Genomic DNA, 22,613 nt, shown 5'->3' with positions numbered 1-22,613 from the left:
GAACAGATTTCAAAATCTGTTCGCTGTCGTCTGTTATCTGAAAGTTGAAATCTGTCGATTGTCATCTGTTAGGGCTTGTCACACACCCCGGATCGGTTCCCGTACGGCCTGGCCGGAGCCGGGCCCGGCTCCGGCCCTGTGCCCGGTCCATCATCGAGCGGCTGGAGCCGCCCCGCCCGTTGGTCCGGGGAGCGGAGGAGGTGGGCACGGGCGGGCGGCAGATTGCGCCACACCGTGCGCTCGCCCAGCCCGTACGCCGCCTCGAACTGCCGCAGCAGCCGCACCACCGCCCGGTGGCGGGCGCCCCGGCGGGGGCCCGAGGCGAGGGTGCGCGCCGTCGTGGTGCCGAGGTACCCGAAGTACGTCAGCTCACCGCCGGGCGTCAGCAGGCGCAGGTAGAGGTCGAGGATCTCGCGGACCTGCGCGGGGCGGAAGTTGGTGAACGGCAGCCCGGACACGATCGCGTCGTACCGCTCCTCCGGATCCGCCGGGCCCGCCCCCACCTCCGTTCCCCTCCCCGTCGATGCCGATGCCGATGCCGACGCCGAGGAGCGGCGGTGCGCCAGCTCCTCGACCCGGCAGGCCGAGAGCCGCAGCCCGATCCCCGGGTGGCGGGCGGCCAGCACCGGGTCGTCCCGAAGCCGGCCGGCGAACCGCGGGTTCGCCTCGACGACGTGCAACCGGTCGCCCGGGCGCAGCGCTCGGACCAGACGGCGGGTCACCACGCCCGTGCCGGCGCCGACTTCGAGCACCGAGATCGGGTGGTTCGGGCGGCTGGTGACCGGCACCACCAGCGCGTTCACCAGTTCCGGGCCGCTCGGGGCCAGCGCGCCGGTGTCGTGGAACGTGCGCAGGGCCTCGGAGAGGAACAGCAGGCCGTCCCCGCCGGAGGGCCAACCGTGGTTTGAGGGCGACGAGTCGGGGTGAAGCCGGAGCTGGTCGTTCGTCATGTCTTCGACGGTAGGAAGGGCAGGAGTGCGGCGGATCGGCCGGTCGGCGACGCGCACCCCCGACGAAAGTCGAGGGTGCGGTTGGCCGGAAGACAGAGGTAACCAGGAGCCGGGCGCGCCTAGCATCGAGCCCGGGTTCACGCCCGAGCCGGTGGTCACGTCAGAGGCCGTGGCGCACACCCGCGACCGTGCTCAGGTCCGAGCGGCGGACGGCCGGCAGGACGTCGGAACGAGGAAGGGGGAAGCCCGATGCGCAGGAGTCCGCTCGGCTGGTACGGCCCGGACCAACGGCCCTGGATCGAGACGTCGCTGCTGCTCGGCCTGCTCGCCCTGACCGTCGAGGAGGCCCTGGTCCAGTGGCTGAGCGCGGACGGCCCGCTGCGCGTACCGCGTACGGTCGTGGCCGCGCTGGCCTCGCTCTCCCTCCTCTTCGCCCGCCGCCACCCGGTCGCCTCCGCCGTCCTGCCGGTGCTCACCGCAGGGCTGTTCGACCGGGCCTTCCCCGGCATGTTCAGCGTCTTCCACCTCGCCTACCTCGGCCGGACGGGGCCGGCGTCGGTCGGGGGCGTGGTCATCGCCGTGGTCAGCGCGTTCGACGCGGACTCACCGGCCGGCTGGGCCGGTGCGTTCGGCTCCCAACTCCTCTTCCAGGCCGCCACCTTGGCGGTCGGGCTGTGGCTGCACGGCAGGCGGGTGCTGATCCGTACCCTGCACGAGCAGGTCGACGCGTTGCGCCGCGAGCGCGAGCTGCGCGCCGGACAGGCCCGGGCCGCCGAACGCGCCCGGATCTCCCGGGAGATGCACGACGTGCTGGCCCACCGTCTCAGCCTGCTGGTGCTGCACGCCGGAGTGCTGCGCGACCAGTCCAGGGCCGGGACCGTCGCGGCCGACCCGGACCGGCTCGCCGACCGGCTCGAACTGCTGCGCACCACCGCTGCCCGCTCGCTCGACGACCTGCGCGACGTCCTGGGAGCGCTGCGCGCCGACCCTCCGGCCCGGCCCGCCGCCGGGGACGGGCCCGCGCCGCCGAGCACGGCCGCGTCCGTCCCGGGGCCGGCCCTGCGTGACCTCACCGAGCTCGTCGGCGAGGCGACCCAGGCCGGGCAGCAGGTCGAACTGGCCCTGGCCGGAGACCCGGAGTCCGTCCCGACCACCCACCGGCTGGCCGTGCACCGGCTGGTCCAGGAGGCCCTGACCAACGCCCGCAAGCACGCGCCCGCCGCGTCGGTCACCGTCCGGGTCGGCTACGGGGAGCCGGCCACCGTCGTCGAGGTCCGCAACGGCCCCGGCGGGGTGCCACCGGACGGTCCGGGGAGCGGCGGCGGGTACGGCCTGGTGGGGCTGGGCGAGCGGGTCGCCGCGCTCGGCGGTCAGCTCGACGCGGGCCCGGACGGGGAGGGCGGCTTCCGGCTCTCCGCCCGCCTGCCCAGCCGGTCACCCACGTCGGGCGGCCTGCCGCAGACGGTGCCCGAACCGGTGCCCGAAGCGGCTCCCGAACCGGCTCCCGCCCGTATCGACGGTTCGCTCCCGGACCCGAACCCGTCGAACCCGACGAACCTGTCGGACCCGCCGGACCCGCCGGACCAACCGCACTCGTGGGACCGACCGAACCGGCCGTGGTTGCCGACGCGGTTCGAGCAGCGAGCGCAGTCCGAACAGCTCCGGCAACCGACGCAGCAGCCGAAGGGGACCGCATGATCCGAACGATGGTGGTCGACGACGACGCCCTGGTCCGCCTCGGCCTGGTCGATCTGCTCGCCCAGGACCCGGCGCTCACCGTGGTCGCCGAGGCCGCCGACGGACTCCAGGCCGTCGAACTCGCCGGGAGCCGGCGGATCGACGTGGCGTTGATGGACATCCGGATGCCCCGGCTCGACGGCATCGCCGCCACCCGTCGCCTGCGCGAACTGCCCGACGCCCCCCGGGTCATCGCACTCACCACCTTCGACCTGGACGAGTACGTGTACCAAGCGCTCGCCGCCGGGGCCGACGGCTTCCTGCTCAAGGACACTCCGCCCGCCGAGATCGCCCGGGCCGTGCACGTCGTGGCCGGCGGCCAGGGGATGCTGCACCCGACGGCCGCGCGACGCCTGATCGACCGCTACCACCGCGTCGGCGCTCCCCGGTCGGTCGCCGCCCGCAGCCGGGTCGCCGGCCTCACCCCGCGCGAGACCGACGTACTGCGCGAACTCGCCGACGGGCTCTCCAACGCCGAGATCGCGGGCGTCCTGGGGATGCGCGAGAGCACCGTCAAGGCGCACGTCAGCCGGATCCTGACCGGGCTCGGCGTCGGCAACCGGGTCCAGGCCGCGCTGCTGGCACGCGATGCCGGGCTGGTCGGGGACGGCACCTGAGGGCGGCGGCCGCGCGGTCCGGAGCGGTTGGGCACGGCGGCGGTGCGGTGCCCGGTGGCGTTCGTGGCATTCGCGACCATGCACGGTGTTCATGGCTTTCATGACGTTCACGGCTTTCATGGTGCTCATGATTGTTCGCGTCGTTCATGGCATTCATGGCATTCATGGCATTCATGGCGCTCATGGGCGTTCGCGGTGTTCGTGGCACTCGGTGGCGGCGCACGGCGGGGCTCGTCGGGGCACCGCATCGGCCGGTGTTCACGCGGGTGTTCCCCGGACGTTCCCGTGGAGTCGGGCCGGGAGGCCGGGCGGGCTTCCCTGAGCCGTCGCGTGCTCCCGGTTCGTACCGCATGCTGAGCCGCTGTCACCCATCCGGCGTGGAAATGCCGTGCCTTGGCGGTTTGCGCTGCCGAACTCGGGCGGCGGGTCCATGGTGGAGATGGGCGCGATCCGGCGACCGCGCCCGCGCGCCGATCCAGGCCCGCGCGCCGTGCGCCCGCCGCCGTTCCCCGACGGGTGTCCGAGGCTGGGCCCGGAACCGGCACGCTGGGAGCAGGGCCACCTCGCAGGAAACCGAACGGTTCTTCTAGGCTCACATCTCGGCTTCCCTGCGACGGCCCGGCCACCGTGCCGCCGTGAGGAGGCCGCCGTCCACGGGGCTCCGGGCGGACCGGGGCCACCGGATCGAGCGAGGAGGACGCAATGCCAAGCACGCCGCCCAGCCGTTCCACCGCACTTGGGCCAGACGGGCCGTTCCGGCGGGCCGCCGACCATACGGGCAGAACGGTGCGTTCCGGCCGGGCCGGGTACCCGGGCGGGGGCGGTCGGCCGGCCCGACCGCTGAATACCGGCGGCGGCCGCGGAGGCGAGCGTTGAGTCCCCAGATCGTCGGGCCGCCCGCCGCACCGGAGGCCGCCGCGGAACCCGACAGCAACCAGCTCCCCGTTCCGGCCGCTGCCGACGGCGAAGCCCTCGCCGCTGCCGCCACAGCCGCAGTTGTGGCGGCAGCCAGTGCCACCGCCGTGACCGTCACAGCCGTCGCACCCCCGGCATCGGCCGCTGCAAACCCGGCCACTGCTGCCACTGCGAACCCGGCCGCTGCAGCCTCCGCCGCCCCCGCGACCCCCGCCGCCAACGTCCCGGTCACGGCGGCGCTGCCCGGTCTGCCGCAGGCGCTCAGCACCCGCGCCCGTACGCTCGCCGGCGCCGTCCGACGTCGTTGCGCGGACCTGGCCCGGATCGAGTCACCCAGCGGGGACGCACCCCGACTCGACGCCCTCGCCGAGGAGTTGGCGGCCGGCTTCCGCGCCACCGGTGCGACCGCCCGCCGCGAACCCGGTCCGGCCGGTGACCACCTCGTCCTGGAGTGGGAGGGTCGGGACGAGTCCCTGCCGCACTTGCTGATCGTCGGCCACCACGACACCGTCTGGCCGGTCGGCACGCTGGCGGACTGGCCCGTCGCCGAGCAGGACGGTCGGCTCACCGGCCCCGGCGTGGTCGACATGAAGGGCGGACTCGCCATCCTGGAGGGCGCGTTGGCGCTGCTCGCGGACCTGGGCGAGCGGCCGCACCGGACCGTGCGCCTGGTGGTGGTCTCCGACGAGGAGGTCGGCAGCCCGGACGGGCGCCGCCTGGTCGAACGCCAACTGCGGGGAGCCGCAGCGGTGCTGGGCCTGGAACCGCCGCACCCGGACGGTCGGTTGAAGACCGCGCGGCGCGGCAGCACCAGGGTCCGGCTCACCGTGACCGGTCGCGAGGCGCACGCGGGCAACGACGCCCACGACGGGGTGTCGGCGGTCGACGAGCTGGTGGACCAGCTCGTGCTCGTCCGCGGCCTCGCGGTCCAGCCCGGTACAGAGCTCAACGCCGGTCGGATCAGCGGTGGTTCGCGTGCCAACGTGGTCGCGGGCCGGGCCGAGGCCGAACTGGGCCTGCGGTTCTCCACCGCCGAGGCGCAGCGCCGCACGCTCGACCACCTCGCCCGGCTCACCGCGCTGCGCCCGGGTGCCCGGGTCCGGACGGAGGTGCTGTCCAGCCGTCCGGCGTGGCCCGAGCGGACCGGCAACCCGCTGCTGCGGCACGTGCGTTCGCTCGCCGCGGTGCTCGGGCAGCAGCTGGACGGCGCTCCGGCGGGCGGGGCCGGCGACACCAACCTGCCGGGATCTCGCGGGCTGCCGACCCTGGACGGCTTCGGCGCGGTGGGTGCCGGGGCCCACGCCCGGCACGAGCACATCCGGCTGGACCAGATCGCCCCCCGGATCGCCCTGCTGGCGGCGCTGCTCGCCGTACCGCTGCCGCGACTGCGTGATCGCGCGGAGGGGTGAGCGGACGGGGAAGTGGAGGGCGGAGCGTGGCCGGAGTGGCGGAGCGCGGCCGTCGGCGAGCGGGTCGCAGGTGACGAGCACCAGGTCACGGGAACCGCGTGACGGGTAGCAGGTAACAGATAACAGCTGACAGATTTCGAAATCTGTCAGCTGTTATCTGTTTCGTGCCTTGCCATCCCTCCGCCCCGCCGCGCAGAATGGTACCGACCGAACGGTCAGTCGGTTGGTGTCCGAGTTCCGGGCGGGCCGACGGCGCAGGACACGAGAGGGGACCGTGGTGACAGCAGAGGTGGCCGAGGCGGTCCCCGTGCAGGAGCCGGAGGACCGGTTCGAGGCGGTCGTCGCCGCCGAGCAACGGATCGAGCCCAGGGACTGGATGCCCGACGCCTACCGGGCCACCCTGATCCGCCAGATCGCCCAGCACGCCCACTCCGAGATCATCGGCATGCAGCCCGAGGGCAACTGGCTCACCCGGGCCCCGTCGCTGCGCCGCAAGGCCATCCTGCTCGCCAAGGCCCAGGACGAGGCCGGCCACGGCCTCTACCTCTACGCCGCCGCCGAGACCCTCGGCGTCGACCGCGCCGAGCTCACCGAGAAGCTGATCTCCGGCCGCCAGAAGTACTCCTCGATCTTCAACTACCCGACCCTCACCTTCGCCGACGTCGGTGTGATCGGCTGGCTGGTGGACGGCGCGGCGATCTGCAACCAGGTGCCGCTCTGCCGCTGCAGCTACGGTCCGTACGCCCGTGCGATGGTGCGGATCTGCAAGGAGGAGTCCTTCCACCAGCGCCAGGGCTACGAGCTCCTGATGACGCTGATGCGCGGCACCGAGGCCCAACGCCGGATGGTCCAGGACGCCGTGGACCGCTGGTGGTGGCCGTCGCTGATGATGTTCGGCCCCTCGGACGCGGACTCGCCGAACACCGCGCGCTCGATGGCCTGGCGGATCAAGCGCCACACCAACGACGACCTGCGCCAACGCTTCGTCGACATGACCGTCCCGCAGGCCGAGCACCTGGGCGTCACGCTCCCCGACCCCGAGCTGCGCCGGAACGAGGAGCGCGGCGGCTGGGACTTCGGCGAGCCGGACTGGTCCGAGCTGAACCGGGTCATCCGCGGCCAGGGCCCCTGCAACGCCCAGCGGATCGACCGCCGCCGCGCCGCCCACGAGGAGGGCGCCTGGGTCCGCGAGGCCGCCGTCGCCTACGCCGCCAAGCGCGCCGCGGAACAGCCCACCGCGGAACAGCTCACCGCGGAACAGCTCACCGCGGAACAGCTCACCGCGGAACAGCCCGCCGAACAGCACGTCGCCGCGCCTGACGGCGCCGGACAGCACGCCACCGAACAGGAGAACGGAAAGTGACCGAGCCCAAGGCCGAGTCCGAGGCCGCGCCCACGACCGGGTCCAAGGCCGGCTGGCCGCTGTACGAGGTGTTCGTGCGTCCCCGGCGCGGCCTGAACCACGTCCACGTGGGCTCGCTGCACGCCGCCGACGACCGGATGGCCCTGCTCGCCGCCCGCGACCTCTACACCCGCCGCAACGAGGGCGTCAGCCTCTGGGTGGTCCGCTCGGACGCGATCACCGCCTCCACCCCGGACGAGCGCGACCCCTTCTTCGAGCCCAGCGGCGACAAGGTCTACCGCCACCCGACGTTCTACGACATCCCCGAGGATGTCCCGCACATCTGACGGGGGAACCGCCATGCAGGACCACACCGCCGCACCGGGGCACACCGCGACCGGCACCCCGACCGGCACCGGCCACGACAGACACGACGGCCACGGCAGTCATGACGGCCACGACGACCACGTCTACCTCAGCCTTGCCGAGGCGACCCCCGGCCCCGAGGGCGAGGGCCGCTGGGCGTACGGGACGGGCTTCGCCGACCCGCTGCTCGGCGTGGACACCACCCTGCCCGCCGGGACGGACGGCGCGGACCTGGCCGCCTACTGCCAGATGCTCGGCGACGACGCCCTGATCCTCTCCCAGCGGCTGATCGAGTGGTGCACCCGGGCGCCCGAGCTGGAGGAGGAGGTCGCGCTCGCCAACCTGGGCCTCGACCTGCTCGGCCAGTCCCGCCTGCTGCTGACCCGGGCCGGCCAGGCGGACGGGACCGGCCGCAGCGAGGACGACCTGGCGTACTGGCGCGAGGAGCACGAGTTCCGCAACGTCCGGCTGGTGGAGACGCCGAACGGCGACTTCGCGCACTCGATCGCCCGGCTGCTGCTCTTCGCCACCGCCCGCGGCGCCCTGTACGAGGCGCTGAGCGCGCACCCCGACCCGGTGCTCGCGGCGGTGGCCGCCCGGGGCGTCAAGGAGCTGGCGTACCACCGTGAGTACGCCACCGCCTGGACGCTGCGGCTGGGCGACGGAACGCCGTACTCCGCCGAGCGGATGCAGGCCGGGCTGGACGCCGTCTGGCCGCTGCTGGAGGAGCTGTTCACGGCCCACCCGGTGGAGCTGCGGGTGGGCGTCGACCCGGCGACCCTGCGCGAACCGGTGCTGCGCTCGCTCGCCGCCGTGCTCGCCGAGGCCGGGCTGACCGTGCCGGACGTGGCGCCGCTGGCCACCGTCCTCGGCCTGGCCGGCCGCGACGGCGTGCACACCGAGGCCCTCGGCCCGCTGCTCGCCGAACTGCAGGTGGTGGCCCGCGCACACCCGGGGGCGACGTGGTGACGGGAGCCATCGGCACGACCGGCACGACCTGCGTGACCGGCACGACCTGCGTGACCGGCACGACCGGCCTGACCGGCCTGACCGGTCCGACCGGCACGACTGTCAGGACCGGTGCGACGGGTACCGGGGTCGCGGGCACCACCCGCGACCTGGCCCGGGCGGTCGCCGCGGCCGTCCCGGACCCGGAGCTGCCCATGCTCACCCTGGCGGACCTCGGCGTCCTCGCCGACGTCGAGGTGGACGACGCCACCGGTGCGGTCACGGCCTGGCTGACCCCGACCTACTCGGGCTGTCCCGCCGTCGCCGAGATGGCCGGCGACGTGGACCGTCGGCTGCGCGCGGCCGGCTACCCGGACGTCCGGGTGCGGCTGCGGCTGGACCCGCCGTGGTCCACCGACCTGATCACCGCCGAGGGCCGCCGCAAGCTCGCCGAGGCGGGCATCGCCCCGCCGCGTCCGACGTCCGCCGTCGCCGCGGCCGGACCGGTCGCGCTCGCCCTCGGCCCGACCCGTACGGGCGCCGGAGCGGTCACCGCCGCGCCCCCCGTGCCGTGCCCGCAGTGCGGCGGAACGGAGACGGAGGAGCTGTCCCGCTTCGGCTCCACCGCCTGCAAGGCGCTCTGGCGCTGCCGCGCCTGCCGGGAGCCCTTCGAACGCGTCAAGGAGATCTGAATGCCCGCCGCCGTCCCGTCCGCCGCCGCCGACACCCGGGCGACCGGCATCCGCCCGGCCCGCCGCCCCACCTTCCACCGGCTGCGGATCGACCGGGTGGAGCGGCTCTGCGAGGACGCCGTGGCGGTGACCTTCGAGGTGCCGGACGAGCTGGCGGAGGAGTTCGCCTTCCGCCCCGGGCAGACCCTCACGCTCCGCAAGCTGGTGGACGGCGCGGACGAGCGCCGCTCGTACTCGATCTGCGCCCCCGTCGGCGGCCCGCTGCGGATCGCCGTCCGGGAGGTGCCGGGCGGACTGTTCTCGCGCTGGCTGGTGCGCGAGGCGCGGCCCGGCGAGGAGGTGGAGGTGCTGACGCCGTCGGGCCTCTTCACCCCCGAACTCGGCGTCCCCGCCGACCACGTGCTGCTCGCTGCGGGCTCCGGCATCACCCCGATGCTGTCGATCGCCGGCTCCGTGCTGGCCGCCGACCGCCGCTCCACCGTCACCCTGCTCTACGGCAACCGGCGCAGCGACACCGTGATGTTCGCGGACGAGCTGGCCGACCTGAAGGACCGCTACCTCGGCCGCTTCCAGCTGGTCCACGTGCTCTCCCGGGAGACCAGGGACGCCGAGCTGCTCAGCGGCCGCCTGGACCCGGAGCGGGTGCGGGCGCTGCTGGCGGCGCTGGTGGACGTCGACGGCGTCGGGCACTGGTGGCTGTGCGGCCCGTTCGGCATGGTCACCGGGGCGAAGGAGCTGCTCGCCGAGCTGGACGTCCCGGGCGAGCGGGTGCACCAGGAGCTGTTCCATGCGGAGGACGAGCCGCTTCCGGAGCGCGACGAGGACTGGGACAGGGCGGACGCCGGGTCCGACGCCGAGCCCGGTGGGGTGCGCAGCGAGGTCACCGTCGTCCTCGACGGCCGCGGCAGCACCCTCTCCCTCCCGCGCGACCGCACGATCCTGGACGGCGCCCAGCGCTCCCGCCCCGATCTGCCGTTCGCCTGCAAGGGCGGGGTCTGTGGCACCTGCCGCGCCCTGGTGACCGAGGGCGAGGTGGAGATGCGCCGCAACTTCGCCCTGGAGGAGAAGGAACTGGCTGCCGGCTACGTCCTCACCTGCCAGGCCCGCCCGCTCACCGACCGGGTGACGGTCGACTACGACCGCTGAGCCGGGGCCGCCGGGGCCGCCGGGGCCGCGCCCATCCGGTGCGTGGTCCGGCGGCGGCCTGCGGTTGAGCGCGGCCGCGTGCGGTCGCGAACGGTTGAGTGCGGTCGGGGTGGCCAGGGGCGGCCAGGGGCGGTCGAGGCGGCCGTGGGCGATCAGGGCGCCGTCAGACTGCCGCCGGGGCGGGCTGCCGGGCCGGGTCGCCGAGCAGCTTGACCAGGTCATTGACGGCCGCGCGCCCGGCCCGGTTGGCACCGACGGTGCTGGCGGACGGGCCGTATCCGACCAGGTGGACGCGTGGATCGGCGGTGGCGCGGGTGCCGGTGAGCGCGATGCCGCCGCCCGGGGAGCGCAGTCCGAGCGGGGCGAGGTGCCCGACCTCGGGCCGGAAGCCGGTGGCCCAGACGATCGCGTCCACCGCCAGCTCCTCGTCGCCCCAGGCGACCCCGTGCTCGGTGAGGCGGTCGAACATCGGCCTCCGGTGCAGCGCGCCCAGTTCCTCGGCGCGGCGGTAGGCGACGGACGGGCCGAGCCCGGTCACGCTCACCACGCTGCGCACCGGCAGGCCCTGCCGGACCCGCTCCTCCACCATGGCGACCACCGCGCGCCCGTACTCGGGAGTGAACGGCCCGTCGTGGTAGACGGGTTCGGAGCGGGTGACCCAGACCGTCTCGCCGACCGCCGCCACCTCGGAGAGCACCTGGATCGCCGAGGCGCCGCCGCCCACCACCAGGACGCGCTTGCCTGCGAACGCCTCGGGCCCGCGGTAGTCGGCGTAGTGGAGTTGCGGGCCGGCGTAGTGGCCCGGGTAGTGCGGGAGGAAGGGGCGGGTCCAGGTGCCGGAGGCGTTGATCAGCGCGCGGGTGGACCAGGTGCCGCGGTCGGTCTCCACCCGCAGCCGGGAGTCGGGACGCTCGGACTCGGCGCGTACGGCGCGCACCGCGACCGGGCGTACGACCGGGAGCGCGTGCCGCGCCTCGTACGCCGCGAAGTACCCCGGCACCACGGCGCGCGCGGGGCTCTCGGGGTCGACCGGCGGGAGTTCTGCGTCCGGGAGGTCGTGGAAGCCGTGCACGGTGGCCATCCGCAGGGACGGCGAGCGGTGCGCCCAGGCGCCGCCGGGCTCGGCGTTGGCATCGAGCACGACGAAACCGCCCTCGGTGCCGGGCCGGTACGGGGCGAAGCCGCGGCGGCGCAGGTGGTAGGCGGCGGACAGTCCCGCCTGCCCCGCGCCCACCACCAGGACGTCCACGCGCTGCGGCGTGCCGTCCGTCGCGCTTCCGAACGTCGCGCTTCCGTCCGTAGCGAGGCCGGCCGTCGCGCTTGCGGTCGTAGCGCCATCGGCCTCTGCAGCCGAGGCAGCTGCGCCCGAGATCGTTGCACCGTAAACAGTCACGCCCGTGAAACATCGGGGGCCCGGCGCCTGTTCCCGCCGTTGCCGTGGTTCGCGCTGCTTCCGCTGGCCCCGCTGCCTTCGCCGGCCCCGCTGTTCCCATGGGCGGAGCCCTGGGCGTCAGCTGGTCGGGGAGATCACGGCGGCGGTGCCATAGGCGCAGACCTCGGTGCCGACGTCCGCGGCCGCCGTCACGTCGAAGCGCATCATCAGGACGGCATTGCCGCCGCGCGCCCTGGTCTGCTCCACCAGCCGCTGCATCGCCTCGTTGCGGCTCTCGACCAGGGTCTTCGTCAGACCGCGCAGCTCCCCGCCGACCAGTGACTTCAGTCCGGCACCGATCTGGCTGCCGACGTGGCGGCTGCGCACGGTCAGTCCGAAGACCTCGCCGATCACGTGATCGACGCGGAATCCGGGGACGTCATTGGTGGTTACGACCAGGACATCGGCGTTCGGGCCCTGCCCGCCGCCGTACTCGTTGATGTCAGCCATGGGAGTCATCCTGCCCATGTCGGGTGTCCGGGTGACAGAGGCCGGGCCGGTAGGTGGCCGAGAAGGCTTCCGGAAGCTGGTCCGCACCGGTGATCGGGCGGCCGAAAGGCCGTACCGTAGCCCCATGGGCGAGCGAAGCGATCATCCACAGGGGCCGGGCGCGGCGGAGGATTCCGGCGCGCAGGAGATCGAGGCGACGGTGGTGCTGGGCCTGCGGATCACCGACTGGCCGGCGTTGCGCGCGGCCGCGATCAGGGCCGTCGAGGAGCTGGACTTCGAGGGTATCGACCCGGCGGGCCAGCGCCGTGAGCTGCTGCGCGAGGTCGCCGAGGACGCCAACGCGGCGCTCGGCGCGCTGTTGCACCCGGACCGGCTGGTGGCCGCCATCCCCGGGGTCGAGGCGATGGGCGGCACACTGGAGATCAGCGTGACCGAGGACTTCACGCCGGACTTCGCCGAGCTGTTCCCGCTGGACGGCGACGACGAGGACGGCGGCGCGGGCGCGGACTGGACGCTCACCCCGCGCACCGCCTGCCTGCTCCACGCCCAGCTGCTCGGCCTGGCCGACGCCGCCTACGACGACCTCGACGAGCACGGGGACGAGGCGGTCGCCGACGGCGAGGACATCGACTGGACGGTCTTCGCCCGGCTGCCCCAGCGCACCTGGCGGATGCACCGGGGCTGGCGCCGCGCGATGGCCCGGGCCTTCGACGACCTGGCCGACGACCTCGCGCTCGGCGAGTGGCCGCTGCCGCGCTGCCTCGCCGAGGAGATCGCGCTGCGGATGGCGCTGGTGGACGCCAGGGCGCTGCTCGGCGCCCAGCCCGAGTCGGTGGCCGACATGATGGGCGACCTGCCGGCCGACCTCTACGACTACGACTGGGACGGCTGCAACGACGAACTGTTCGGCGTCTACGGGCCCGACGACGGCGACCCGGAGCTCGGCGCGGAACAGCGGACCGAGGTGCTGCTGGCGGCCACGCACCCGGAGGGCTGGTTCCTGATGTACGAGGACGCGGAGGAGCGGGACCCGCAGCGCGGCTACCGGCGCTGACCCGGCGTCCGGGCCGGGGCCCGGCTGAGGCCGGGGCAGGGGCCAGGCCGAGGCTGTCAGTCGGGGGTCGTCGGTCGAGGGCTGCCGGTCGGGGTTCTCGGCCGGGCGGCGCGGGCCGGTGGACGGGCGGCTAGGCTGCGGGCATGTCCGATGTGTCTGGTATGCGCGATGTGCCCCCGGAGGGTTCCGGTCGGGCGGACGAGTCTCCGGTCGGTGGGGACGAGTCGGCGCTGGACCGGATCGCGCTCGGCCTGGACGGTGTGCGGGCGGCGCAGCGCGGTCGGACGGCCGAGGCGCGGGCCGGCTTCGAGGCGCTCTGGGGCGAGCTGGGGGAGCAGGACGTCTTCCACCGCTGCGTGCTGGCGCACTATCTGGCCGATCTGCAGGACGATCCGAGGGCCGAGCTGGAGTGGGACCGGCGGGCGCTGGCCGCCGCCGACTCGTTGACCGCCGAGCGCGCCCAGACCTACGAACCGGCCCTCCAGGTCCGCGCCTTCTATCCCTCACTGCACCTCAACCTGGCCTCGGACCACCTCAAGCTCGGCGAGCCCGACCTCGCCCGCGAGCAGTTGGAGCGGGCGGTGCGCAGCCTGGACGCGCTGCCCGAGGACGTCTACAGCGCGGGTATCAGGGCCGCCGTGGACGAGCTGCGGCAGCGGCTGCGCTGACCAGGGGTCCGGCAGGGCTGTGCGGGTCGGGCGAGGCCGAGCGGGCGGCCGGGCCGGAGTCGACGGGGTGGGCCGGGCCGGGCCGAGCAGGGCTGGCATGCTGGACGGGTGACTTCTCCGTTCGATGCCCCGGCCGCCGCGTCCTCGCCCACCTCCTCCACCCCGCCCTCGCCCGTCGACCCGGGCTCGGGCGACTCCCCGGCCCCGGAGGAGCGTGACGCGCGCCCGCAGTACGTGCTGCCGCTGGTCGTCCGGGTGGAGCGGGCCACGCCGCCGGGGCGGACGGACGCGCTGGAGACCTCGGCCCGTGCGGTGCTCACCCTGCTGGCCGACCCGCGGGTGACCGCGGCGGACGGCGAGTGGGCCGAGCGGGTCGCGGCCTGGGAGGACGCCCGGATCCGCAAGGTGGTCCGGCGGGCCCGGGGCGGGGAGTGGCGTCGGGCGGGCGAGCTGCCGGGCGTCACCGTGCGGGGGCGGGAGGCGGAGGTGCGGGTGTTCCCGCCGGTTCCGCTGGACGGCTGGCCCAAGGAGCTCGCCAAGCTGCAGGTCTCCGGGACGGACCTGGAGGAGACGGCCGAGGTCGGTGTGCCCAAGGTGGGACTGCCGGTGCTGTGGCTCAACCCGGAGCTGGAGATGAGCGCGGGCAAGACGATGGCGCAGACCGGCCACGCCGCGCAGCTCGCGTGGTGGCGGCTGGACGAGGCGCAGCGCAAGGAGTGGGCCGAGTCCGGCTTCGCGCTGGCGGTGCGCACGGCCGGGCCGGAGCGGTGGGAGGAGCTCGTCCACAGCGGGCTGCCGGTGGTCCGGGACGCCGGCTTCACCGAGATCGCCCCGGGCAGCTGCACGGTGATCGCGGAGCATCCGGCGCTGCGGTGAGTGCGGCGTTCCTGCAAACAGCGAACAGATGACAGATTTCGAAATCTGTCATCTGTTCGCTGTTATCTGTTCGCTGCCACCTGTCACCTGAAACCTGTCATCCGTCCGCCGGCGGCTGCCGCGCGGGCTACCCGCCCGAGGCCTCGTACCGGCGCAGTGCCCGCAGGCCTCCGTACACCGCCAGGGCGGTCCAGAGCGCCATGATCAGCAGCCCGGTCCAGTACCCGTAGTGGACGCCAGGCTCCGGCTGGGTGCGCATCGCGTACAGGCCGGCCCGATCGGGCAGGAACTGGCCGACCTCGCGGACGCCCGGAATGGCGGCCAGCCAGGTGGTGCCGAGGAAGACCATCGGGGTCAACAGGCCGAGCGCGGCGCTGAGGTTGCCCAGCATCGTGGTCAGTCCGAGGCAGATCAGCACCATCATCGGGTGGTAGAGCACACCGGCCAGGAAGCTGCGGGTCAGGCCCGGGGTGGAGAGGTCCAGGCCGACGGTGGCGTCGACGGCCAGGAACGAGCCCGCCGTCGAGACCAGCCCGAGCAGCAGGCCGAGCCCCGCGCCGATCGCGAGCTTGGCGCCGTACAGCCGGGCGCGGCGGGGGACGGCGGTGAGCGAGCCGCCGATCATGCGGGTGTTGAACTCCTGCCCGATCAGCAGGATTCCGAAGCAGGCCACGGCGACGTGGCCGAACAGCAGCCCGTAGTGGATCCCGCCGGCCGGGTCCTCGCCGGGGGTGTGGTCCTTCACCCCGTAGGCGGCGTTGACCGCCGCGGTGATGCCGACGGTCAGCACCAGAGCCACCAGCGGAGCCGCCCACTGCGAGGGCAGGGTGGTGAACTTGATCCGTTCGGCGCGCAGGGCGTTGGCGGTCGGTCCGGGGTTCATGCCCATCGTCCCTTCGTCCGTGGTCACTTGGTGCGGCGCAGGGCGCGCAGTCCGGCGTACGAGGCTGCGGCGGCCCAGAGCGCCATGATCAGCAGTCCGGTCCAGTGCCCGTACACGACGTGCGGGTCGTCGACGTAGTGCAGGGCGTACTGGCCGGCGCGGTCGGGCAGGAACTGCGCCAGTACCCGGGCGCCGGGCAGGCCGCCGAGGGCCGGCGAAACCAGGAAGACGGTCGGGGTGACCAGACCCATGGCGGCGGTGAGGTTGCCGAACAACGTGGTCAGCCCGAGGCAGAACACCACCAGTAGCGGCGGGTACAGCACCCCGGCGACGACGGCCCGGGTGAACGCGGGGCCGTGCCAGGCGCCGGGGACGGTCGCCGCGTACCCGGCGAATGCGCCCGCCGTGCCGGCCGCGCCGACGGCGAGGCCGACCAGCGCGCCGAGCGTGAGCTTCGCGCCGTACAGCCGGGCGCGGCGGGGGACGGCGGTGAGCGAGACGTCGATCATGCGGGTGTTGAACTCCTGGCCGATCAGCAGGATGCCGAAGCAGGCCAGCGCGACATGGCCGAAGTTGAGCCCGTAGAAGACGCCCACGCCGGGGTCGTCGACGATGTTGGGGTCCGCGCCGCCGAGCCAGGCGCCCACGGCCGTGGTGATTCCGGCGCTGAGCAGCAGGGCGAGCAGCGGGGTGAGCCAGAGCGAGGGCAGGGTCGTGAACTTGATGCGCTCGGCGCGCAGGACCGGGAGGGTCGGGCGGACCGGGTGGCCGGTGCTCATGCCGCCACCTCCGCGCGGTACTCGACGCTGTCGGCGGTCATCCGCATGAACGCGTCCTCCAGTGAGTCCTGTTGGACCGCGATCTCGTACAGCACCACACCCCGGGCGGCGGCGAGCGCCGCGATCCGCTCGGGTTCGGCGCCGGTCACCTCCCAGGCACCGCCGTCGACTTGGGTGGCGTCGAGGCCGTGGCCGGGGTCGGCGAACAGGGCGACCAGCTTGGTCGGGTCCACGGCGCGGACCCGGATCCGGGTGCGGCCGTGCCGGTCGATGAAGTCGGAGGTGGCTGCGTCCGCCAGCAGCCGGCCGCGGCCGATCACGACCAAGTGGTCGGCGGTGAGGGCCATTTCGCTCATCAGGTGGGAGGAGACCAGCACCGCCCTGCCCTCGGCGGCGAGTTCGCGCAGCGTGGTGCGGATCCAGCGGATGCCCTCGGGGTCGAGGCCGTTCACCGGCTCGTCCAGCAGCAGCACCGCCGGATCGCCGAGCAGTGCGGCCGCCACTCCGAGGCGCTGGCGCATGCCCAGCGAGAAGCGTCGGATCCGTTGCCCGGCGGCGTCCGTCAGGCCGACCTGCGCGAGCACCTCGCCGACGCGGCGCTCCGGCAGGCCGTTGCTCGCGGCGAGCCAGCGCAGGTGACCGCGCGCCGTCCGGCCGCCGTGCAGGGCCTGGGCGTCCAGCAGGGCGCCGACCTGCCGCAGCGGGTCGGCCAGTTCGGTGTACGGACGGCCGTCGATCAGGGCGTACCCGGCGGTGGGCCGGTCCAGGCCGAGGACCAGGCGCATGGTGGTGCTCTTGCCGGCGCCGTTCGGGCCGAGGAAGCCGGTCACCACACCGGGGCGGACCTCGAAGGACAGGTCCTCGACGACACGTCGGCCGTCGTACTCCTTGGTGAGGCCCTGGATCTCGATCACGGCCGTGCTCCCTTCGGGTCGTTCGGTGGCGTGCTGCGGCCGGTGGTATCGGCCGGTGGTCCCGGTCCGTGGTTCCGGCCGGTGGTCACATTCGACCGGATCAGGCCGGAGCGGCGGATCCCGCAGCGGAGTGGAGCCGTCTCCCTCTCGGGAGGGAGCCGGTTCACACCCGGGGCGGGAGCCGGGAACCGCCGCTGAACTGGCAGGATGGCGCGGTGACCAAGATCGCTGTGCCCAGGATCCTCGCGCCGCTGCTGGCCGGTGCCACCTACGCGCGCCTGCTGCACCTCCTGGTCGGATGGATCTTCATGGGCGTCGTCCTGCTGATCTATCCGGGGACGGTGGGGCTGACGCTCCCCCGGATCGTGGCGGAGTGCGTCGCCGTGGACTCCGTCCTGCTGATGCTGGTCGCCCTCATCCCGGCGACGCGGCGCGCGGAGGGGATCCAGGCCCGGCTGCTGCTGGTGCCCAACCGCGAGCAGGACATCGCCGCCGACTCCTCCCGCGGCTGGGCCGACCGGTGGCGCACCGCCCTCTGGCTGATCGGCCGGGTCGCGCTCGGCTCGGCCGTCGGGATGGCGACCGTGCTCGGCGTCAATGACGGCGGCGGACTGCTGGCGGGGCCGCGGGGGTCGAGCTACCTTCCGCTCCTGCCAGTGGCGCTGTTCGCCTACGGCTGGCTGGTGGTGGCCGCCGGACGCCTCCAACTCGCCATGGCTGTCCGACTGTTGGGTCCGTCACCGACGGAGCGACTGGCGGAGGCCGAGCTGCGGGCCGAACGGCTGCTGGAGCGCAACCGGTTGGCCCGCGAGCTGCACGATTCCATCGGCCACGCACTGACGGTGACGGTCCTTCAGGCCGGCGCGGCGCGCGAGGTCGGGGACCCGGCGTTCGTCGCCAAGGCGCTGGAAGTCATCGAGGAGACCGGGCGCCGGGCCATGGACGACCTCGAACGCACCCTCGTCCTGCTGCGGGAGACACCGCCCGGGGCGAACGGCACGGCCACCGAGCAGCCCGGGATCGAGCAGCTGCCGGTGCTGTTCGACACCGCCCGCGCGGCCGGCAGTCCGGTCGAGGCGTGGATCGACGTACCGGCCGGAACGCTGCCCGGGGTGCTCGCCCGAGAGTCCTACCGGATCGTCCAGGAGGGCGTCACCAACGCGCTCAAGTACGCGCCCGGCGCGCCGCTCAGCGTCCGGATCGCCGTCCGGGACGGGCAGTTGGAGCTGCGCTGCACCAACCGGGCACCGAACGGCGCGGGCGGAACGGGCGGTGCGGGCGGGGCCGGTGGCGCGGGCGGCGCCGGGGGCGTGCCGCGCCAGGCCGGCGCGGGGCGCAAGGGCGGCAAGGGCCTGCGCGGCATCCGCGAGCGCGCCATGCTGCTCGGCGGCGAGGCCACGGCGGGGGCGGCGGCCGACGGGAGCGGGGAGTGGGTGCTGGCCGTCCGGCTGCCCCTACGCTTGGGGTCGTGACGGATGATCTTGCCGGAGACAGGTCCGGCGGGAGGCGGCACGGGGACCGTGGGGAGGGTGGTGCGGTGATGACGGACATTCTGCTCGCCGACGACGAGGAGCTGGTCCGGTTCGGGCTGCGGGCCGTCCTGGAGGCGCAGGGGGACCTCCGGGTGGTCGGTGAGGCCGCCGACGGCGCCGAGGCGGTGGCGATGGCCCGGACGCTGCGCCCGGACGTCGTGCTGATGGACGTCCGGATGCCGGTCATGGACGGCCTGGCGGCCACCCGCGAGCTGCTCCGCCCCGGGGCCCCGGGGGAGCGGCGGCCACGGATCCTGGTCGTGACCACCTTCGAGAACGACGACTACGTCTACCAGGCGCTGCGCGCGGGCGCCGACGGCTTCCTGCTCAAGCGCTCCCGCCCGTCCGAGATCGCCCACGCGGTACGGCTGGTCGCGGCCGGTGAGTCGCTGCTGTTCCCGGCTGCGATCCGCCGCCTCGCCGCCGGGCACGGCAATCCGGCCGCCCGAGCCGCCATGGAGCGGGCGGCGCTGACCGAGCGCGAGGCGGAGGTGCTGCGGCTGGTCGCCCGGGGCCTCAGCAACGGGGAGATCGCGGAGCAGCTGTTCCTCGGCGTGCAGACGGTGAAGACGCACGTCAGCAGCGTGCTGGCGAAGCTCGGCGCGCGCGACCGCACCCAGGCGGTGATCGCCGCGTACGAGTCGGGGTTCGTCGAGCCGTCGGAGTAGCCCCGGGACCGGCAGGAGGCAGGAAGCAGGAAGCAGGAAGCGGGACGACGGGGCCCGCGGTCGGGCCTCCCGACCGGCTCCGGTTCAGGCCGGGTAGGCGTGGGTCTGGGTGGCCTTGACCGAGGCCCAGACCGTGACCCCCGGCGCCAGCTCCAGCTCCGCGACGGCGGCCGGGGTGAGGTCGGCGGCCATCGGCAGGCGGCCGGCCAGGTCGGCGCGGACCCGGTCGCCGTGCAGGTCCAGGCCGGTGACCTCGGCCTGCCACAGGTTGCGCGCGCTGGACTGCGGCCGCTCCCGGTGGAGGGTCACCGCGGACGGCGGGAACGCGACGAACGCCGGGCCGTCCAGCTCCTCGGTGGTGACCAGCACGGTGCCGTCCGGGAGCGTGACGTGCGTGCCCTCGGACCGGCCCTGGTACAGGTTCAGCCCGACCAGGCGGGCGATGTAGTCGGTGCGCGGCCGCCGGGCGACCTCCGCCGGGCTGCCGGACTGCACCTCGTACCCGTCCTCGATCACCACCAGCCGGTCGGCCAGCACCATCGCGTCCAGCGGGTCGTGGGTCACCAGCACCGCGACGGCCTCGAACTCGGCCAGGTGCCGCCGCAGTCGGGACCGCACGTCCAGGCGGGTGCGGGCGTCCAGGGCGGCCAGCGGCTCGTCCAGCAGGAGCAGCCGGGGGCGGACGGCGAGGGCCCGGGCCAGCGCCACCCGCTGCGCCTGGCCGCCGGAGAGCTTGCCCGGGCGGACGGAGGCGTGGTCGGCCAGACCCATTCGCTCCAGCCAGGCGGCGGCTTCGGCCCGGGCGTCCCGCTTGGAGCGGCCCTGGCAGCGCGGCCCGAAGGCGACGTTGTCGAGCGCGCTGAGGTGCGGGAAGAGCAGGTAGTCCTGGAACACCACGCCGACCGGCCGTTCCTCGGCCGGGGTGTGCACGCGCTCGGCCGGGTCCTCCAGGGTCCGGCCGTCCAGGCGCAGGTGGCCGCCGGTGAGCGGGAGCAGGCCGGCCAGGGCGCGCAGTGCGGTGGACTTGCCGGCGCCGTTGGGCCCGAGCAGCGCGATCACCTCGCCGGGGGCGGCGATGAGGGCGAGGTCGAGGGTGAACGCGGCACGTTCGACCCGCAGTCGGGCGTCGAGGGCGGTGCTCGGGAGGCGTTCGGTGCTCATCGGGGCGGCGTCCAGACGTTCGAGCGGGCAGTCGAGCGGGCGTCCGGGGAGACGCGCGCGTCCGAGGAGTCGTGGGCGTCCGGGAAGACGCGGGTGTCCGAGGAGTCGTGGGCGCCCGGGGCGACGCGGGCGGGGGCCGGCGGCGTCACGGGGTCGACAGCCAGCGGTCGCGCAGGCCGACCAGGACGGCGACGGAGACGGCCAGCAGCACCAGCGACAGCGCGATCGCGGCCTGCGGGTCGGACTCCATGGCCAGGTAGACGGCCAGCGGCATGGTCTGGGTGCGGCCCGGGAAGTTGCCCGCGAAGGTGATCGTCGCACCGAACTCGCCGAGCGCCCGGGCCCAGGCCAGGACGGCACCGGCGGCGATCCCCGGTGCGATCATCGGCAGGGTGACCCGCCGGAACGCGGTCAGCCGCGAGGCGCCCAGGGTCGCGGCGGCCTCCTCGTAGCGGGGGTCGGCGGCCCGCAGCGCGCCCTCCACGCTGATCACCAGGAACGGCATCGCCACGAAGGCCTCGGCGATCACCACCCCGGTGGTGGTGAAGGGCAGCGTGAGGCCGAAGGCGGAGTCAAGCCAGGTGCCGACGATGCCGCGCCGGCCGAGCACCAGCAGCAGCGCCACACCGCCGACCACGGGCGGCAGCACCAGCGGCAGGGTCACCAGTGCCCGGATCACGCGCCGGCCCGGCAGCTCGGTGCGGGCGAGCAGCCAGGCCAGCGGCACGCCGAGGACCAGCGACACGGCGGTGGCCGCCGTCGCGCTGATCAGCGACAGGCGCAGCGCGTCCCAGACGGCGGGGCTGGTGAGCTCGTCGGACAGGGCGCTCCACGGCGCCCGGACGAGCAGGCCGACCAGCGGGAGGATCAGGAACGCCAGCCCGAGCAGCGCCGGGAGCAGCAGGGTGACCGGGACGCGCTGCGTCCGCGACCGGCGCCGGGGGCGGCGCGGCAGGGCCTTCGCGGGGCCTGCCGCGCCGTCGGCGGTCCGGTCGTGGCCGGGCTGACCCGACGGGTGCTCCCCGGAACCGGTGGTGCGGTCGCTCACGGTGCCTGGAAGCCCGCCGCGGTCAGCACCTGCTTGGCCTCGGGCGACTGGATGTACGCGACGAATGCGGCGGCGCCGTCCTTGTTGGGCGCCTTGGCGAGCGCGGCGATCGGGTAGTCGTTCACGGCCTTGTCGGCCTCGGGGAAGTCCACACCGTCGATCTTGGCAGCGTCGGCCTGCACATCGGTCTTGTACACCAGCGAGGCGTCGACCTCGCCGAGTTCGACCTTGGTGAGCGCGCCCTTGACGTCCTGCTCCAGGGTGACCGGGGTGAGGTCGACACCGGCGGCCTTGAGCGCGGTCTGCGCGGCGGCGCCGCAGGGCACCTCCTTCGCGCAGAGCGCGACCTTCACGCCGGAGGCGGTGAGGTCCTTGAGGCCCGCGACGTGCTTGGGGTTGCCCTTGGGGACGGCGATGGTGAGCGTGTTCTTCACGAAGACCGCCGGCTGGCCGCTCGCACCGCCCGCGTCGGTCACGGTCTTCATGGTGGCCGGGCTGGCGGCGGCGAACACGTCGGCCGGGGCACCGGAGTTGATGCTGGTGGCGAGGCTGGAGCTGCCGCCGAAGTTGAAGGTGACCTTGCTGCCCGGGTTGGCGGCCTCGAACTTCTTGCCCAGCTCGGTGAAGGTCTCCTTGAGCGAGGCGGCGGCGAAGACGGTGACGGTGCCGCTCGCCTTCGGCACGCTGCCACCGGCCGCGGGGGCCGAGGAGCCGGACGAGGAAGCGGAGTTCGAGGCCGCGGAGCCGGTGGACTTGCCGCCGTCGCTGCCGCAGGCGGTGACCCCGAGGCTGAGGACGAGGGCCGCTGCGGCGGCGACGGCGAGTCTGCGGGTGGTGCCGGTCGTACGGGTGCTCATCGGGGCTTCCCCTCCGGGGTGCGCGCCGGACGGGGCGCGAGGGACTGGCCGCAGCTGCGGCCATTACGGCGATCATAGTGCCGCAAATGCGAGCGATAAATCCTCTGTCGGTTTGCACAGGCGGGGGCTGGTGCGGGCCTTGGACCCGCTGTGCGATGGCTCAAACGGG

The 22,613-nt window shown here is 74.3% G+C and carries 23 protein-coding genes; 13 read left to right on the top strand and 10 right to left on the bottom strand.

Annotated features, from left to right (window positions below):
• Positions 1–68: 68 nt before the first annotated feature.
• Positions 69–950 carry a class I SAM-dependent methyltransferase gene (locus tag ACIRST_RS11290; protein WP_402801793.1) on the bottom strand — a complete coding sequence of 294 codons (882 nt, stop codon included), beginning with the start codon at positions 948–950 and terminating at the stop codon, positions 69–71.
• A gap of 249 nt (positions 951–1,199) precedes the next feature.
• Here ACIRST_RS11290 and ACIRST_RS11285 point away from each other — a divergent pair, with 249 nt between their 5' ends.
• The 8 genes from ACIRST_RS11285 to paaE all read left to right on the top strand — a co-directional run bounded on the left by ACIRST_RS11285 (position 1,200) and on the right by paaE (position 10,122).
• On the top strand, positions 1,200–2,648 hold the full coding sequence (locus tag ACIRST_RS11285; protein WP_402801791.1) for a sensor histidine kinase: 1,449 nt from the start codon (positions 1,200–1,202) through the stop codon (positions 2,646–2,648).
• Positions 2,645–3,304 carry a response regulator gene (locus ACIRST_RS11280; protein ID WP_402801789.1) on the top strand — a complete coding sequence of 220 codons (660 nt, stop codon included), beginning with the start codon at positions 2,645–2,647 and terminating at the stop codon, positions 3,302–3,304. Before ACIRST_RS11285 ends, ACIRST_RS11280 begins: the two co-directional genes overlap by 4 nt.
• 872 nt (positions 3,305–4,176) lie before the next feature.
• Positions 4,177–5,628, top strand: coding sequence for a M20 family metallopeptidase (locus ACIRST_RS11275; RefSeq protein ID WP_402801786.1), 1,452 nt, complete (start codon positions 4,177–4,179; stop codon positions 5,626–5,628).
• Between the two features lie 307 nt (positions 5,629–5,935).
• The gene (gene paaA / locus ACIRST_RS11270) at positions 5,936–6,991 is read left to right on the top strand and encodes a 1,2-phenylacetyl-CoA epoxidase subunit PaaA (RefSeq protein WP_402802167.1); all 1,056 of its coding nucleotides are present in this window, start codon (positions 5,936–5,938) and stop codon (positions 6,989–6,991) included.
• Entirely contained in the window at positions 6,988–7,317 is a 330-nt protein-coding gene (gene paaB, locus ACIRST_RS11265; protein WP_350519018.1) for a 1,2-phenylacetyl-CoA epoxidase subunit PaaB, read from the top strand. The genes paaA and paaB overlap by 4 nt, the downstream gene beginning before the upstream one ends.
• A gap of 13 nt (positions 7,318–7,330) precedes the next feature.
• Positions 7,331–8,305: a 1,2-phenylacetyl-CoA epoxidase subunit PaaC gene (paaC, locus tag ACIRST_RS11260; protein ID WP_402801784.1), complete on the top strand. Its 975-nt coding sequence runs from the start codon at positions 7,331–7,333 to the stop codon at positions 8,303–8,305.
• 149 nt (positions 8,306–8,454) lie between these two features.
• The gene (paaD, locus tag ACIRST_RS11255; protein WP_402802166.1) at positions 8,455–8,976 is read left to right on the top strand and encodes a 1,2-phenylacetyl-CoA epoxidase subunit PaaD; all 522 of its coding nucleotides are present in this window, start codon (positions 8,455–8,457) and stop codon (positions 8,974–8,976) included.
• Positions 8,977–10,122 carry a 1,2-phenylacetyl-CoA epoxidase subunit PaaE gene (paaE, locus tag ACIRST_RS11250; protein WP_402801781.1) on the top strand — a complete coding sequence of 382 codons (1,146 nt, stop codon included), beginning with the start codon at positions 8,977–8,979 and terminating at the stop codon, positions 10,120–10,122. It abuts the gene before it with no gap.
• Between the two features lie 163 nt (positions 10,123–10,285).
• On the opposite strand, the gene ACIRST_RS11245 is transcribed toward paaE, so the two are convergent.
• Together ACIRST_RS11245 and ACIRST_RS11240 are read right to left on the bottom strand one after the other, a co-directional pair.
• Positions 10,286–11,371, bottom strand: coding sequence for an NAD(P)-binding domain-containing protein (locus ACIRST_RS11245; RefSeq protein ID WP_402801779.1), 1,086 nt, complete (start codon positions 11,369–11,371; stop codon positions 10,286–10,288).
• Between the two features lie 261 nt (positions 11,372–11,632).
• Complete coding sequence (locus ACIRST_RS11240) at positions 11,633–12,004, bottom strand: YbjQ family protein (protein ID WP_350519014.1); 372 nt, start codon at positions 12,002–12,004, stop codon at positions 11,633–11,635.
• 124 nt (positions 12,005–12,128) lie between these two features.
• Between ACIRST_RS11240 and ACIRST_RS11235 the strand changes: the two genes are divergently transcribed.
• The 3 genes from ACIRST_RS11235 (at position 12,129) to ACIRST_RS11225 (ending at position 14,602) form a co-directional block, all read left to right on the top strand.
• Entirely contained in the window at positions 12,129–13,058 is a 930-nt protein-coding gene (locus ACIRST_RS11235; protein ID WP_350519013.1) for a hypothetical protein, read from the top strand.
• A gap of 143 nt (positions 13,059–13,201) precedes the next feature.
• Positions 13,202–13,726 carry a hypothetical protein gene (locus ACIRST_RS11230; protein WP_402801776.1) on the top strand — a complete coding sequence of 175 codons (525 nt, stop codon included), beginning with the start codon at positions 13,202–13,204 and terminating at the stop codon, positions 13,724–13,726.
• Between the two features lie 108 nt (positions 13,727–13,834).
• A complete protein-coding gene (locus tag ACIRST_RS11225; RefSeq protein ID WP_402801774.1) occupies positions 13,835–14,602 on the top strand; it encodes a peptidyl-tRNA hydrolase in 768 nt (255 codons plus the stop codon).
• A 127-nt stretch (positions 14,603–14,729) separates the two neighbouring features.
• Here the strand turns inward: ACIRST_RS11225 and ACIRST_RS11220 are convergent, their stop codons facing one another.
• Genes ACIRST_RS11220 through ACIRST_RS11210 form a run of 3 tightly spaced genes read right to left on the bottom strand, consistent with a single transcriptional unit; the run spans position 14,730 to position 17,178 of the window.
• Positions 14,730–15,485 carry a hypothetical protein gene (locus ACIRST_RS11220; RefSeq protein WP_402801771.1) on the bottom strand — a complete coding sequence of 252 codons (756 nt, stop codon included), beginning with the start codon at positions 15,483–15,485 and terminating at the stop codon, positions 14,730–14,732.
• A gap of 23 nt (positions 15,486–15,508) precedes the next feature.
• Entirely contained in the window at positions 15,509–16,264 is a 756-nt protein-coding gene (locus ACIRST_RS11215; RefSeq protein WP_350519009.1) for a hypothetical protein, read from the bottom strand.
• Positions 16,261–17,178 carry an ATP-binding cassette domain-containing protein gene (locus tag ACIRST_RS11210; protein WP_402801769.1) on the bottom strand — a complete coding sequence of 306 codons (918 nt, stop codon included), beginning with the start codon at positions 17,176–17,178 and terminating at the stop codon, positions 16,261–16,263. Before ACIRST_RS11210 ends, ACIRST_RS11215 begins: the two co-directional genes overlap by 4 nt.
• A gap of 215 nt (positions 17,179–17,393) precedes the next feature.
• Between ACIRST_RS11210 and ACIRST_RS11205 the strand changes: the two genes are divergently transcribed.
• Together ACIRST_RS11205 and ACIRST_RS11200 are read left to right on the top strand one after the other, a co-directional pair.
• Positions 17,394–18,650, top strand: coding sequence for a sensor histidine kinase (locus ACIRST_RS11205; RefSeq protein WP_402801766.1), 1,257 nt, complete (start codon positions 17,394–17,396; stop codon positions 18,648–18,650).
• A gap of 68 nt (positions 18,651–18,718) precedes the next feature.
• A complete protein-coding gene (locus tag ACIRST_RS11200; RefSeq protein WP_402801764.1) occupies positions 18,719–19,378 on the top strand; it encodes a response regulator in 660 nt (219 codons plus the stop codon).
• Positions 19,379–19,462: 84 nt separating this feature from the next.
• Here ACIRST_RS11200 and ACIRST_RS11195 read toward each other — a convergent pair whose 3' ends face one another.
• The 4 genes from ACIRST_RS11195 to modA all read right to left on the bottom strand — a co-directional run bounded on the left by ACIRST_RS11195 (position 19,463) and on the right by modA (position 22,444).
• A complete protein-coding gene (locus ACIRST_RS11195; protein ID WP_402801761.1) occupies positions 19,463–20,539 on the bottom strand; it encodes an ABC transporter ATP-binding protein in 1,077 nt (358 codons plus the stop codon).
• On the bottom strand, positions 20,536–20,688 hold the full coding sequence (locus tag ACIRST_RS11190) for a hypothetical protein (protein WP_350519004.1): 153 nt from the start codon (positions 20,686–20,688) through the stop codon (positions 20,536–20,538). Before ACIRST_RS11190 ends, ACIRST_RS11195 begins: the two co-directional genes overlap by 4 nt.
• A complete protein-coding gene (locus ACIRST_RS11185) occupies positions 20,685–21,494 on the bottom strand; it encodes an ABC transporter permease (RefSeq protein ID WP_350519269.1) in 810 nt (269 codons plus the stop codon). The genes ACIRST_RS11190 and ACIRST_RS11185 overlap by 4 nt, the downstream gene beginning before the upstream one ends.
• Positions 21,495–21,583: 89 nt before the next feature.
• Positions 21,584–22,444, bottom strand: a complete 861-nt coding sequence (gene modA / locus ACIRST_RS11180; RefSeq protein ID WP_350519003.1) for a molybdate ABC transporter substrate-binding protein — start codon at positions 22,442–22,444, stop codon at positions 21,584–21,586.
• Positions 22,445–22,613 lie beyond the last annotated feature (169 nt).

Source organism: Kitasatospora sp. NPDC101447, assembly GCF_044767225.1.
GTDB lineage: Bacteria > Actinomycetota > Actinomycetes > Streptomycetales > Streptomycetaceae > Kitasatospora.
This window is presented reverse-complemented; position numbering and strand designations above follow the sequence as displayed.

What these genes read in the sequence shown, in the direction of transcription:
- modA (WP_350519003.1), bottom strand. Translation starts at nt 22,444, where the DNA reads ATGAGCACCCGTACGACCGGCACCACCCGCAGACTCGCCGTCGCCGCC.
- ACIRST_RS11195 (WP_402801761.1), bottom strand. Translation starts at nt 20,539, where the DNA reads ATGAGCACCGAACGCCTCCCGAGCACCGCCCTCGACGCCCGACTGCGG.
- ACIRST_RS11235 (WP_350519013.1), top strand. Translation starts at nt 12,129, where the DNA reads ATGGGCGAGCGAAGCGATCATCCACAGGGGCCGGGCGCGGCGGAGGAT.
- ACIRST_RS11285 (WP_402801791.1), top strand. Translation starts at nt 1,200, where the DNA reads ATGCGCAGGAGTCCGCTCGGCTGGTACGGCCCGGACCAACGGCCCTGG.
- paaC (WP_402801784.1), top strand. Translation starts at nt 7,331, where the DNA reads ATGCAGGACCACACCGCCGCACCGGGGCACACCGCGACCGGCACCCCG.
- ACIRST_RS11220 (WP_402801771.1), bottom strand. Translation starts at nt 15,485, where the DNA reads ATGAACCCCGGACCGACCGCCAACGCCCTGCGCGCCGAACGGATCAAG.
- paaE (WP_402801781.1), top strand. Translation starts at nt 8,977, where the DNA reads ATGCCCGCCGCCGTCCCGTCCGCCGCCGCCGACACCCGGGCGACCGGC.
- ACIRST_RS11280 (WP_402801789.1), top strand. Translation starts at nt 2,645, where the DNA reads ATGATCCGAACGATGGTGGTCGACGACGACGCCCTGGTCCGCCTCGGC.
- ACIRST_RS11290 (WP_402801793.1), bottom strand. Translation starts at nt 950, where the DNA reads ATGACGAACGACCAGCTCCGGCTTCACCCCGACTCGTCGCCCTCAAAC.
- ACIRST_RS11240 (WP_350519014.1), bottom strand. Translation starts at nt 12,004, where the DNA reads ATGGCTGACATCAACGAGTACGGCGGCGGGCAGGGCCCGAACGCCGAT.
- ACIRST_RS11230 (WP_402801776.1), top strand. Translation starts at nt 13,202, where the DNA reads ATGTCCGATGTGTCTGGTATGCGCGATGTGCCCCCGGAGGGTTCCGGT.
- ACIRST_RS11200 (WP_402801764.1), top strand. Translation starts at nt 18,719, where the DNA reads ATGACGGACATTCTGCTCGCCGACGACGAGGAGCTGGTCCGGTTCGGG.
- ACIRST_RS11215 (WP_350519009.1), bottom strand. Translation starts at nt 16,264, where the DNA reads ATGAGCACCGGCCACCCGGTCCGCCCGACCCTCCCGGTCCTGCGCGCC.